The sequence below is a fragment of the Pseudomonas sp. 65/3-MNA-CIBAN-0223 genome, assembly GCF_040310425.1.
In the GTDB taxonomy this organism is placed as follows: domain Bacteria; phylum Pseudomonadota; class Gammaproteobacteria; order Pseudomonadales; family Pseudomonadaceae; genus Aquipseudomonas; species Aquipseudomonas gregormendelii.
This window is the reverse complement of sequence record NZ_JBEOPV010000007.1, coordinates 220,811-233,213: the sequence shown is the minus strand read 5'-3', so window position 1 is coordinate 233,213 and position 12,403 is coordinate 220,811. Positions and strand designations below refer to the sequence as shown.

General features: G+C 59.3%; 9 protein-coding genes. 5 read left to right on the top strand and 4 right to left on the bottom strand.

The window, feature by feature from the left end; translation table 11 throughout:
• Positions 1-133 precede the first annotated feature (133 nt).
• Entirely contained in the window at positions 134-1,963 is a 1,830-nt protein-coding gene (locus AAEZ09_RS10640; RefSeq protein ID WP_350599463.1) for a hypothetical protein, read from the top strand.
• Positions 1,964-1,968: 5 nt separating this feature from the next.
• On the opposite strand, the gene AAEZ09_RS10635 is transcribed toward AAEZ09_RS10640, so the two are convergent.
• On the bottom strand, positions 1,969-2,310 hold the full coding sequence (locus AAEZ09_RS10635; RefSeq protein ID WP_045059343.1) for a PA4575 family protein: 342 nt from the start codon (positions 2,308-2,310) through the stop codon (positions 1,969-1,971).
• 317 nt (positions 2,311-2,627) lie between these two features.
• The gene (locus tag AAEZ09_RS10630) at positions 2,628-5,066 is read right to left on the bottom strand and encodes a Lon protease family protein (RefSeq protein ID WP_045059342.1); all 2,439 of its coding nucleotides are present in this window, start codon (positions 5,064-5,066) and stop codon (positions 2,628-2,630) included.
• 273 nt (positions 5,067-5,339) lie between these two features.
• On the opposite strand from AAEZ09_RS10630, the gene AAEZ09_RS10625 reads away from it, so the two are divergent.
• The 4 genes from AAEZ09_RS10625 to AAEZ09_RS10610 all read left to right on the top strand — a co-directional run bounded on the left by AAEZ09_RS10625 (position 5,340) and on the right by AAEZ09_RS10610 (position 8,866).
• Entirely contained in the window at positions 5,340-5,828 is a 489-nt protein-coding gene (locus AAEZ09_RS10625) for a DUF3015 domain-containing protein (protein WP_045059341.1), read from the top strand.
• Between the two features lie 92 nt (positions 5,829-5,920).
• Positions 5,921-7,774: an Lnb N-terminal periplasmic domain-containing protein gene (locus AAEZ09_RS10620; protein ID WP_350599462.1), complete on the top strand. Its 1,854-nt coding sequence runs from the start codon at positions 5,921-5,923 to the stop codon at positions 7,772-7,774.
• Positions 7,775-7,944: 170 nt separating this feature from the next.
• Positions 7,945-8,301, top strand: a complete 357-nt coding sequence (locus AAEZ09_RS10615) for a hypothetical protein (protein WP_350599460.1) — start codon at positions 7,945-7,947, stop codon at positions 8,299-8,301.
• Between the two features lie 70 nt (positions 8,302-8,371).
• The gene (locus tag AAEZ09_RS10610; RefSeq protein WP_350599458.1) at positions 8,372-8,866 is read left to right on the top strand and encodes a GreA/GreB family elongation factor; all 495 of its coding nucleotides are present in this window, start codon (positions 8,372-8,374) and stop codon (positions 8,864-8,866) included.
• Here the strand turns inward: AAEZ09_RS10610 and gdhA are convergent.
• Positions 8,863-10,200: an NADP-specific glutamate dehydrogenase gene (gene gdhA, locus AAEZ09_RS10605; protein WP_350599457.1), complete on the bottom strand. Its 1,338-nt coding sequence runs from the start codon at positions 10,198-10,200 to the stop codon at positions 8,863-8,865. The two genes, AAEZ09_RS10610 and gdhA, sit on opposite strands and share 4 nt — an antisense overlap.
• A gap of 371 nt (positions 10,201-10,571) precedes the next feature.
• Complete coding sequence (gene ettA, locus AAEZ09_RS10600; protein WP_045059336.1) at positions 10,572-12,236, bottom strand: energy-dependent translational throttle protein EttA; 1,665 nt, start codon at positions 12,234-12,236, stop codon at positions 10,572-10,574.
• Between the last annotated feature and the right edge of the window lie 167 nt (positions 12,237-12,403).

Here is a 12,403-nt window from a genome sequence, read left to right as displayed (position 1 = left end):
TCGCGAGTATAACAGTCCGCTGTTACACCCAGAAACAGGCGGAAAATCCACAACCTGCACATATGTGACAAGTTTTTTCTGCTAGTGTCGAAACAATTGACAGCTCAGCGACATCGGACAGGAAGACGGGAAAATGGATGTGCGATTGCCTTTGACGGGCGCCGGAATGTGCCTGGCTTTACTGATGAGCGCCTGCTCGCCCAGCGATGAAAAAGCCCAGGTCAGCCTCGAAGAGAAAACGGCCCGGTTCGAAAAGTCCCTGGACGCCATCGAAGATCCCAAACTCAAGGATGCCGTCGCCGAATTGGGTGGCTCGCTGTTATTGCTCGAACGTGCGCAACTCAAGCTCGACAGCAAGCCGCTGGAAACCGAATACAGCGACGATGCGCTCGCCGTGCTCAAGCACTACCCCACGCCTCAGGCGCTGGTCGACACCTACATCAACGGCCTGTTCGTGCTGCACAAGGATTCCAGCTCCGACTACCTGACCGACCTGCAGCCGGTGTTCCCCTTCAATTTCAACATTCCGGATACCTTTGTGTTCCCCCATGGAGTGGAATGGCTGTCGGTGACACTGAGCAACAAACGCGTCATCGGGTTCCAGCCGGAGTGGTCGGAGACCGATCCCGGCATCCAGTTGAGCCCCTCGAGCTCCAACCTGACCAATCCCGATGACCTGACCGTCACCTACCCCTTCATCGATGGCCTTGACGTCGACAACAAACACCAGCCTCAGCCCGTCAGCCTGCAGGGCAAAGTGGAAGTTATCGCGCCGCGTCGTTTGTACAGCTTCAATCTGACCAAAAAGGACGTCGGCCAGACTCGCAGTAACGACAACCTCAGCGTCAAACTGTTGAAGCTTGAAAAAAATTACGCCGAAATCGAGTTCAGCAATAGCGCCCCAATGGCTGCCGAGGTGGCTGACACGCCCCTGAATCCATTGATCGTCCAGGCCAGGGACAGCACCGGGCAGTTTCTCTCGCGTTCGGGCTCGATCAACCAAACGGCCGAGCAAATTGCGTTTTATCAAAAGCAATTGGCGTTATTGCAGCAGCAGAAAACCTGGAGCGAGGCCTTCGAGAAACAACTCGAATCGCAGCAGCGGGCCTTTGAGAAGCAGCAAACCAGGCATTACTCGAAGGTCTATTTCAACGGGCCGATCGACGCCCTGGAAGTTAGCGTACTGGATTTCTCCACCGCCACAGTGACCCGCAAGGACCTCGATTTGCCGGTACGCCGGTTCGATCCTCGCACCACGGAAAAAACCATCCAGACCCTTGAGCTACCAGTGGTGGTGTACGACGACCAGGCTGCGAACTGGCTCAAAGGCGCGACCCTCAGTGAAGACCAACTGAAAAAAGGCGTGAGCATCCGTCAGTCGGTCGATGACCCGAGCGCCGCGCAGATCGAGTTCGATCACAGGAGAAGTTTTAACGACGAACTGCTGGGCAGCTCCTTCAACCCCGGTGACAGCCCGGTCAGCTTCTTCACCGAAGACGCCAGTGGAAAACGTGACGAGCCGATCGAATTGCCACCCGAAGCGTTCCAGGTCGATCCTCTGCGCGGCACCATCACCTATGACCTGAACCTGTTCCCGCAGACGCCTGCCTATACCGTAGGCTCGATCCCGCTGTTCCTGGCCAGCATCGAGAAGAAAAACCTGGACGCTGGTCAACTGCCCAAGGGCCTGGAGCTCAAAGGCAATGCCCTGCTGGTCGACCTGAAGGCATTCCCGGAGCAGGACTGGCGTTTCTACGCCCGGGACGACAGTGGTAATTACCTGAAGGAAATACTTGCTGTGAGTCACGATGCGAGCCCGGAGGGCCCGGCTTTGACGGGCGTGCACTACTTCTATGGCCGGCCTGCCCGCCTGGAAACCTATCAGCGGATCGATCTCACCACCGTGCAATATGGGTTTGAGGTCAAGCTCGACAAGGCTGATACCGCCAGCCTTGATCAATAGCCCACTCAGTGATCCGGGCGGAACTCGAAACCGGCCAGGTTGCGCGTGCGTCCGCCATTGATTTCCCGCAGCTGGGCTTGCAAGTGCAGGCACCAGATTTGCGGGTCGTCGGCCAGTTGATAACCATGCAAGGTCAGGCTTTCAACGATAGTGTCGAGGATTGATTCAGCCACAAATGGGCCATGGAAAGGTCCCTGTGCCTTGATGGCAGAAGGTTGTTCGCCCGCCATTCCGGCAGCAAACAGCAAGGTCCACATGCCCTTGTCTCCTGCCAGGGGGCGCACGGCGCATTCGATACGGGTCACAAGGCCCAGGCATTGTCGGGTGAGGCAGAGGTTGCGCGACATGGCGGCGACCCTCGGTAGATCCGGTATTCAGCCTCCATCAGAAGACTGTTTCGATCCAGTGATACTGTCGATATCCTTGACCTGAGAATAGAAGAAAAGTCTGGAAAGCATGCCAGGTAGAACCACAAGGCGCCGAATGGTCATTGTGTGAATATTGGCGCCAGAGTGATGGCACTTTGCACAGTTTAATCGGATGCACAGGTGGGAGCGAGGCTGCTCGCGATGGCGGTGTGTCGTCCAAAATATCAGCTGGTTGACACTCCGTCATCGCGAGCAGGCTCGCTCCCACAGGTAAGTGGTGAAACCTCAGGGGCCTATCAGGCCGGCTTGGCCTCCACCAAGGCTTCCTGCGCCGCTTCCTTCTCCGCCTCCCTCATGTCCTCTTCGCTGATCATTTCCGCAATCACCCGCAGGCGCTCCACTACCCGGGCGTTGACGCTGCCCTCCGGGAACTCGCCATTCTCGTCCGGTGCACCGGCTGGTTCGCCGACCAGCAGGCTCAGGGCCTCATCGGCCTGGCGCACTGCGTACACATGGAACTGCCCGGCGCGCACCGCCGCCAGGACCTTCTCATCGAGCATCAGCGTGGCCACGTTGGCCTGCGGAATGATTGCACCTTGTTCACCCGTCAGGCCGCGGGCCTCGCAGAGTCGGAAAAAGCCCTCGATCTTCTCGTTGACCCCGCCTACCGCCTGCACTTCACCGAACTGGTTGATCGAGCCGGTGATCGCAAAGCACTGCTTGAGCGGTGTTTTCGACAACGCCGAAATCAGCGTGCAAGCTTCGCCCAGCGACGCGCTGTCACCGTCCACGTAACCGTAGGACTGCTCCAGCGCGATGCTCGCGGAAATCGCCAGCGGAAATTCCTGGGCGTAGCGGCTGCCGAGGTAACCGGTCAGGATCATCACGCCCTTGGAGTGAATCGGCTGGCCCAGATTGACCTCACGCTCGATGTCGACGATGCCGCTGCCACCCGGGTAAACCGTGGCAGAAATACGCGCTGGCACACCGAAGGCCGAATCGCCGACTTCCAGCACCGTCAGGCCGTTGCACTTGCCCACGGCCGCGCCATCGGTGTCGATCAGGATGATTCCGGCCAGCATGTCATCGAGGATTCGCGCCGAGACCCGCCCGGTACGGGTGGCCTTGGCCTTGAGGGCTCGTTCGATATGCCCGGCGTCGGTCATTTCATCCGCCGCCAGGTGACGAATGAAATCCGCCTCGCTGACCAGCTGGAACAGGTCGCCGATGCGCGCCGACAAGCGCCCCTGGTGTTCAGCCAGACGCGCGCTGTAGGTCGCCAGGCGCGCCACCGCATCGGCAGTCAAGGGCGCCATGCCCTCTTCCGAGGTGCGGGTTTTCAGCAGTTGGGCAAACTGTTCCAGGCTTTCGTCGACCATCGGAATGTCTTCGTCGAAATCCACCAGCACGCGGAACATCTCCTGGAAGTCTGGATCGAGGTCCTGCAGCGTGTAGTACAGCTGCCGAGCCCCGATGATGACGACCTTGACCTGCAGCGGGATGTTTTGCGGGGTCAGCGTCACGGTGGCCAGGCGGCCCAGCTCACCCAGTGGCGATTCCATCTTCAGCTTGCGCGACTGCAGGGCCCGCTTGAGCGCATCCCATACGAATGGCTCGCTGAGCATTTTCTCCGCTTCCAGGATGAGAAAACCGCCGTTCGCGCGGTGCAGTGCACCCGGGCGCAGCTGCCGATACGTGGTGTAGAGCGCGCCCTGGTCAGTGCTGTACTCGATGCGCCCGAACAGGTTTTCATAAGTCGGGTGCGGCTCGAACACCACCGGTGCGCCGCCGCTGGCCGAATGACCGACCACCAGGCTCGGGGCGTATTGTTCTTCCAGCATCTTGCGGGCGACAGCGTCGATCTTGCTGTCGTCGACCAATTGCTCGACAACCGTTTTCAGCAGGTAGACCTGCATCGCCTGCAGGTAACCGCAGACCGCGGCGTTCTCGGCATACTTCTCCGACAACGGTGACAGCAATGGCTGCAAGGCCAGGGTGATGGTTTCTTCATTAAGGTGGCGCAGTTGATTGCTCGACTCACGCTTCCATTGCGGCAAGCTGGCGAGCTCTTCGTTGAGCCGTTCCTCGAGGCCGGAAATGTCATCGTGAAAACGCTCGCGATCGGCTTCGGGCAGTTGGGCGAACTCTGCTTCGTCCAGGGCCTTACCATCCCCCATCGGGGTGAACGCAATGTTGCTGGCGTCGCGGTACAGCGCGACGTCCTTCTCCAGCGCCAGACGCTCAATGATATCCAGCGCCTTGTCGTAGCGCTGGTTGAATGCACGGTCGATGGCACTTTTCTTTTGCTGGTAGGACGGGTGTTCAAACACCGCAGGGAACGTCGCCACCAGATTGTCGATCAAGGTGTTGATATCGCCGATAAACGCGCCGGCGGTGCCTGAAGGCAGTTCCAGGGCCCGGGGTTCGCGCGGCTCGTCGAAATTATTGACATAGACCCAGTCTGCCGGGGTCTGCAGGCGTTTGCCTTCGGCTTTCAGGTAGCGCTTGACGAACGAGAACCGGCCGGTGCCGGGCTCACCCATGACAAATACGTTGTAGCCGGGGCGTGGCATGGCCACGCCGAACTGCAATGCTTCGACCGCACGTTCCTGGCCAAGCACACCGCGAAAGGGCTCCAGATCATTGGTGGTAGAGAAGCTGAACTGTTCAGCGGAAAACGGACGGGTCAGCGCTTCGGGCGCTAGACGCAAGCTGGCAGCAACAGGATCAGGCATCGGGCTTCCTTACATCAGGCGGGGCAGATAGCGGCATTCTGGCGCTGCCTCCACTCCACTTGCAAGGCGCGCCTTCAGTCAAAGCGTAGCCAAACCGCCATCGTCAGGCTGGCCGGGGCTAAATCGATGTTTTGACGAATATTTAGCAAAAAGTAACGGAACCCTTGGAACGTGCCTAAACTCCAAATTGCGCGGCTGGAACAATAACCGGCCCACTGGCGCCAGATCGGGCCAGACCCTGTCCATTGGTATGCACATAAAGAGAACAAAGCTATGAAACGGATTCTTCTCGGTACTCTCTTCACCGCTGTATCCATCAACGCCATGGCTCAGGCGCCAGGCGGTCCGGATTGCGGTTGGGGCAACATGCTGTTCGAAGGTCAGCGTGGCACCCCGGCTCACTTCCTGGCATCCACCACCAACGGCACTTCCGGTAACGCAACGTTCGGTATGACATCGGGTACCAACGGTTGCTCGACTAACGCGTCGCTGACCTATGGCGGCAAATCCTGGCTGGCCATGAATGGCATGATGAATGAGTTGTCCGAAGACATGGCTAAAGGCAACGGCGAAGCGCTGACGACCTATGCCGTGGTATTGGGCGTGGCGCCGGAAGATCGTGAGCATTTCGCAGCAGTTACCCACGAGCACTTCCAGCAGATCTTCAGCAAGGCTGATGTGACCGCTGAAGACGTGCATACCAACACCCTGTCCGTTATCAAGAACGATGCTCGCCTGGCCAAATACGCCACTCAAGCATAAGCTCGACCCACCCGCTCCTCTTGGGGGGCGGGTTTTATTTTTTGGACCTGCGCCCCCTTGGGTCTTTGTTTCTTTCCATTAAGTTGCCCACTATGCTCAAACGCCTTGCCTGGTTGGCGCTCTGTGCCTGCGCCCCGCTGTCCGCCGCGCCAAACATCGACTCTGAACGTTTGCAGCAACTGGCTAACGACCCATTCTGGATCTCCCTGGGCCACTACGAAACTGCCAAGCTCGGTGGCTGGCGCAGCTATGTCAGTGACCGCAAGTTTTTCCTCGCGCCGGACGGCAACGAACATCCGGACCGCGAACTGGCCGCCACTGTGCAGGCCTTGTACGCCCCGGCAAGCAAAGGCGAACAACACGCGCAATGCGTCTACCCGGCACGCACCCGCTGGCTCAAGGCGCAACTGAACCTGACGGACTTGCCGGCCCCGCAATGTACTGAATTCAAGCAATGGTTCAAGGACGTTTCCCCCGACAGTGCGGTGATGATCTTTCCAGCGGCCTACCTGAACAGCCCGTCGTCGATGTTTGGTCACACCCTGCTGCGCATTGACCAGGCTGGCGTGCAGAGCGACAAGACTTCACTGCTCAGTTATGCGATCAACTTCGGCGCCTACATCGAAGGTGCCGACAACAGCATCCTTTACGCCTGGAAAGGCCTTATGGGGGGCTACCCGGGGCTGTTTGCGCTGGTGCCCTACCAGGAAAAGCTCTCGGAATACCGCAGTCTGGAGAACCGCGACCTGTGGGAATACCGGCTGAACCTTACCCAGGCAGAAACAGCGCGCATGGTCGAGCACGTCTGGGAACTGAAACAGATCCAGTTCGACTATTTTTTCTTCGACGAAAACTGCTCCTATCGCTTGCTTGAGCTGCTGCAAGTGGCGCGACCGAGCCTGCGCCTGACCGAACAATTCCCCCTCACGGCCATCCCTACCGACACCGTCAAGGCCGTGAAAGAGGCCGGCCTGGTCGAGTCCATCCAGTATCGTCCGTCCAGGGAGCGTGAGCTGCTGAGCCGTGCCGAGCCGCTGACTGATGAAGAGCAGCAATGGGTACTGAAAGTCAGCGCCGATCAGAAGCAGCTTCAGAGCGCAGATTTCAAGGCACTGCCGCGCGATCGCCAGGCGCTGGTCATCGACGCCGCGTATCGCCTGGAACGTTACCGCGCCAACGGCCAGGAACGTGACCCTGAGCGCTCCCAGCGCAGTTTCGAACTGCTGCGGGCGATCAATCAGAACCCGGCGCCGGCGCTTGATATTGCGCGACCGGGCCTGCCCGAGGACGGTCATGAATCGCGCACCTGGCAGGCCGGCATCGGCACTCGGGGCGATGAAGCCTTCGCCGAGTACGGCTTGCGCATGGCCTACCATGACCTCAACGACAACGCCGAAAGCTTCCCCCTGGGCGCGCAGATCGAAATTCTGCAGATGAAATTGCGCCAGTACGAAGGCAACCGCTGGCAGTTCCAGCAGTTGGACCTGGCGACGATTCGATCGCTGACCCCGCGCAACGAGCTGCTGCAACCATTGTCCTGGCAAGTCACCGGCGGCCTGGAACGCGTTCCGGGCAAGCACGATGACGAGAACCTGGTCAGTCACGTCAACGGTGGTGGCGGTGGGACATGGCAATTGAGCGAAGACATGCTCGGGTTTGTCATGGGCACCGTGCGGGTTGAGCACAACAATGACTTCGCCGAATTCATCGCCCCCGCCGCCGGATTTAATACCGGGGTGCTGTGGAAAAACCCGCTGGGTAATTTCAGCCTGGAAACCAAAGGTGATTTTTTCACCAATGGCGAGGTGCGGCGCAGTGTGAGCTTGAATCAGCAGTGGGAGCTGTCGCGAAACCTGGGGCTGCGCCTGAGTGCGCAGCGCGAGTTCAGCCACATGGCATCGCCTGAGAATGAGGTGATGCTTGAAGTGAAGTGGTATCACTACTAGATCAAAAGATCGCAGCCTTCGGCAGCTCCTACATTCGATCGCGCACACCTGTAGGTGCTGCCGAAGGCTCGAGCCGCGTTCGGACGATCTTTTGATCTTCCTTTCACATCCCGACAACGACTCGACTTCTAGACTGACTGCATAGGCCGTCGAACGGTCAGGAGTCTGAGATGTGGCGTTGCGCAGGTATGTTGGGATTGCTGCTGTTGTGCGCGGGTTGCCAGTCGACCCACGAAGACCTGATCGCCAAGGGCTATCCGCCGGCCTTCGCCGACGGTTTCGATGACGGTTGCGTCAGTGGTCGCCAGGCGGCCGGGGCGATCACCGGTGAATTTCGCAAAAACGTCCCGCGCTATCTCAAGGACCCGCACTATGCCGAAGGCTGGAGCGATGGCTTTCGCCAATGCCAGGCGATGCTGGAAAATCAGGAGCGCGCAGACTATCGCAGCCACCATTGGGATGACCGCGATAAGGCCTGGCAACAACAGAAGGACCAGGATGCGGCGCACGCCTATCGCTCGCAATGAATCGCTCACGGGCATCCGTCGAAACTAAATGCCTGCGACCATGGCCCAAACCCTATTACGGGAGAAAACCATGAGTCGCGCCTTCGTCAATGAAGATAACGCCGCTGCGCAAGCCGATCAGCCTGTCGAACGGCAGGTCAGCGCGCAGCCCAACTACGTCACACCCACTGGACTGATCCAGTTGCAGGCCAAGGTTGCCGAACTGCAGCAGCAGCTAAGCGCTGAGTCGGCCAAGGGAGAACAGGCGGATAAGCAGCGCCAGGCGGATCTGCAACGGGATTTACGCTATTTCAACCAGCGCGTGCTCAGCGCGCAAGTGATCACACCCGCGAGCTCGACGCAAAAGGTGCAGATTGGCAGTCGAGTGACGTTTGCCGACGAGCACAACGCCGAACAGACCGTCCAGCTGGTGGGCGAGGATCAGGCGGACGCATCGGCGGGCCTGATCAACTGGGGCTCGCCGCTGGGCCGGGCGCTGCTTGGGGCGCAACTCGGGGATGAGGTGCTGTGGCAACGCCCGGCCGGCGATCAACTGATCGAGATCATCCGCATCGAACCGGCTTAGACCACACCTTGGGCGAGCATGGCATCGGCGACTTTGACGAAGCCGGCGATGTTTGCCCCTTTGACGTAGTTGATCCGGCCATCCTCTTCGCCGTAGTGCACGCAAGCGTGGTGAATCGACTGCATGATGGCGTGCAGTTTGCTGTCCACCTCGCCGCCGGTCCACAGCAGGCGCATGGCGTTCTGCGACATTTCCAGGCCACTTACGGCGACGCCGCCAGCGTTGGACGCCTTGCCTGGCGCAAACAGAATCCCTGCCTCGATGAACAGGTCCACGGCTTCCAGCGTGGTCGGCATGTTGGCGCCTTCGGCCACGCAGATGCAGCCGTTGCGCAGCAATGCGCGGGCGGCCTCGGCATCGAGTTCATTCTGCGTTGCGCATGGCAGCGCGATGTCGCAGGCCAGATCCCATGGGCTCTGACCGGCGCGGAACTCCAGGCCGAAGCGCGCAGCCAACTCACTGATTCGCCCGCGCTGGACGTTTTTCAGTTCCAGTACCGCCAGCCATTGCTCTTCAGTCAAACCAGCTTCGCAGTACAGCGTGCCCTCGGAGTCCGACAGCGAAATGACCTGGCCGCCCAGGTCCATGACCTTGCGGGCCGCGTACTGCGCGACGTTGCCAGAACCCGAGATCGCCACGCGCTTGCCTTCGACGGTTGCGCCTTGGCGCTTGAGCATTTCCTCGGCGAAATAGACACAGCCGAAACCGGTGGCTTCGGGGCGAATCAGGCTGCCGCCGTAGCTCGGGCCCTTGCCTGTGAGCACGCTGGTGAACTGGTTGCTCAGGCGCTTGTATTGGCCGAACAAAAAGCCAATCTCCCGGGCACCGACGCCGATATCGCCCGCCGGCACGTCAACGTCTGCACCGATGTGCCGGTACAGTTCGCTCATGAAGGACTGGCAGAAGCGCATGACTTCAGCATCGCTTTTGCCTTTGGGGTCGAAGTCCGAGCCGCCCTTGCCGCCCCCCATGGGCAACGAGGTCAGGGAGTTCTTGAACGTCTGTTCGAACGCGAGGAATTTCAGCACGCCCAGGTTCACTGACGGATGGAAGCGCAGACCGCCCTTGTACGGACCGATGGCACTGTTCATCTGGATGCGGAAGCCCCGATTGACCTGCACCTTGCCGTGATCGTCGACCCATGACACACGAAACACAACCGCCCGCTCCGGCTCACAGATACGCTCCAGGATGCCGGAAGTCAGGTAGCGCGGATTGGCTTCCAGAAACGGCCAGAGGCTGCGCAAGACTTCTTCCACAGCCTGATGAAACTCGGGCTGGTCGGGGTCACGTTTTTTCAGGCGGGCAAGGAAGGATTCAACGGATTCGATCATGGAAAGTCTCGGCAAATTTATTGTCGTTGGAGAGATTGAGCCGGACTTTAACAAACGAATCGCGCACAGGAACAGCGCAACATGTCGCCTTTATGAAATTAAATGGTGCACAGGATATAAATAAGCCTGTTTTTCGGCCGATTTTGCACCTGAATAGGGAGATCGACTCGACGAAATGCACCAACAGTTATACCGCCATCGCTAGCAGGCTAGCTCCCACAGGGGATGGGTGGTGAATCGAGATTTATTGCCTGCACAAAACTTTGTGGGAGCTGGCCTGCCGGCGATGAATTCCACTCGGTATCCCTGAAAAACAGAGCAAAAAAAAACGGAGCCTGAAGGCTCCGTTCTTTCATGCAACCAACCCAGAATCAGGCCAGTTTCTTGTGCCGTACACGATGCGGCTGGGCAGCTGCTTCGCCGAGACGCTTTTTGCGATCGGCTTCGTACTCGGTGTAGTTACCTTCGAAGAACACTGCTTGCGAGTCATCTTCGTACGCAAGGATGTGCGTCGCCACGCGGTCCAGGAACCACCGATCGTGAGAGATCACAATGGCGGCGCCCGGGAAGTCCAGCAGGGCTTCTTCCAGGGAGCGCAGGGTTTCAACGTCGAGGTCGTTGGACGGTTCGTCGAGCAGCAGGACGTTGCCACCCTCCTTCAGGGTCAGGGCCAGGTGCAGGCGACCGCGCTCACCACCGGACAGGTCCTTGACGAACTTCTGCTGATCGCCACCCTTGAAGTTGAAGCGACCCACGTAGGTACGCGACGGGATCTCGTAGTTGCCGATGCGGATCTGGTCGGAACCGTCGGAGATTTGCTGGAATACCGTCTTGCTGCCATCCAGGTCCTCACGGCTCTGGTCAACGCAAGCCAGTTGCACGGTTTCCCCGACTTCGATGGTGCCCGAATCCGGAGTCTCCTTGCCCATCAACATGCGGAACAGCGTGGATTTACCCGCGCCGTTACCGCCGATCACACCCACGATGGCGCCTTTGGGCATGGAGAACGACAGGTTGTCGATCAGCACGCGATCGCCGTAACCCTTGGAGACGTTCTTGAACTCGATGACCTTGTCACCCAGGCGCGGACCGGCCGGGATGTAGATCTCGTTGGTTTCGCTACGCTTCTGGAATTCCTGCGACTGCATTTCTTCGAAGCGTTGCAGACGAGCCTTGGACTTGGACTGGCGGGCCTTGGCGCCTTTGCGCACCCACTCCAGTTCTTCCTTCATGGCTTTTTCATGGGCCGACTGCTGCTTGGATTCTGCAGCCAGACGATTGGACTTGGCTTCAAGCCAGCCCGAATAGTTGCCCTCGTACGGGATACCGGCGCCGCGGTCGAGTTCGAGAATCCAGCCGGCAACGTTGTCCAGGAAGTACCGGTCGTGCGTGATCGCTACCACGGTGCCCGGGAAGTCATGGAGGAAGTGCTCCAGCCAGGCGACGGAATCGGCGTCCAGGTGGTTGGTCGGTTCGTCCAGGAGCAACATGTCCGGAGCCGACAACAGCAGGCGGCACAGCGCCACACGACGTTTTTCACCACCGGAGAGGAATTCGACCTTGGCGTCCCAGGCGGGCAAACGCAGTGCATCGGCCGCCACTTCCAGCTGACGATCCAGGTTGTGACCATCGCTGGCCTGCAGAATCGCCTCGAGCTTGGCCTGTTCAGCAGCCAGCTTGTCGAAGTCGGCATCTTCCTCGGCGTAAGCGGCGTAGACCTCGTCCAGGCGAGCCTGGGCGTTCTTGATCACGCTGACCGCTTCCTCGACCACTTCGCGCACAGTCTTGGTCGGATCCAGGATCGGTTCCTGCGGCAGGTAGCCGATGTTCAGTTCCGGCATCGGACGGGCTTCGCCCTCGAATTCGGTGTCGACGCCCGCCATGATTTTCAGCAGCGTGGACTTACCCGAACCGTTGAGGCCGAGCACGCCGATCTTGGCGCCAGGGAAGAAAGACAGCGAAATGTTTTTCAGGATTTCCCGCTTCGGCGGAACAACTTTTCCCAGCCGATGCATGGTGAAGACGTATTGAGCCATGGAGAACCTTGGGTCAGTGACAGATGAATGATTGGAGCGCGGGCGAGGCCCGGCCAGACCGTGCGCGCTGACCGCTTGATAGGGACCAATGCGTGCGCGCTGAAGAAAGTCTGATTCTAGGAGCTGGAACGCTCCCACGTAACCGGCAAAGCTACCTTAATGATGGA

Excerpts from the sequence above, each read along its gene's own strand:
- AAEZ09_RS10640 (WP_350599463.1), top strand. The coding sequence starts at position 134 with ATGGATGTGCGATTGCCTTTGACGGGCGCCGGAATGTGCCTGGCTTTA.
- AAEZ09_RS10635 (WP_045059343.1), bottom strand. The coding sequence starts at position 2,310 with ATGTCGCGCAACCTCTGCCTCACCCGACAATGCCTGGGCCTTGTGACC.
- AAEZ09_RS10630 (WP_045059342.1), bottom strand. The coding sequence starts at position 5,066 with ATGCCTGATCCTGTTGCTGCCAGCTTGCGTCTAGCGCCCGAAGCGCTG.
- AAEZ09_RS10625 (WP_045059341.1), top strand. The coding sequence starts at position 5,340 with ATGAAACGGATTCTTCTCGGTACTCTCTTCACCGCTGTATCCATCAAC.
- AAEZ09_RS10620 (WP_350599462.1), top strand. The coding sequence starts at position 5,921 with ATGCTCAAACGCCTTGCCTGGTTGGCGCTCTGTGCCTGCGCCCCGCTG.
- AAEZ09_RS10615 (WP_350599460.1), top strand. The coding sequence starts at position 7,945 with ATGTGGCGTTGCGCAGGTATGTTGGGATTGCTGCTGTTGTGCGCGGGT.
- AAEZ09_RS10610 (WP_350599458.1), top strand. The coding sequence starts at position 8,372 with ATGAGTCGCGCCTTCGTCAATGAAGATAACGCCGCTGCGCAAGCCGAT.
- gdhA (WP_350599457.1), bottom strand. The coding sequence starts at position 10,200 with ATGATCGAATCCGTTGAATCCTTCCTTGCCCGCCTGAAAAAACGTGAC.
- ettA (WP_045059336.1), bottom strand. The coding sequence starts at position 12,236 with ATGGCTCAATACGTCTTCACCATGCATCGGCTGGGAAAAGTTGTTCCG.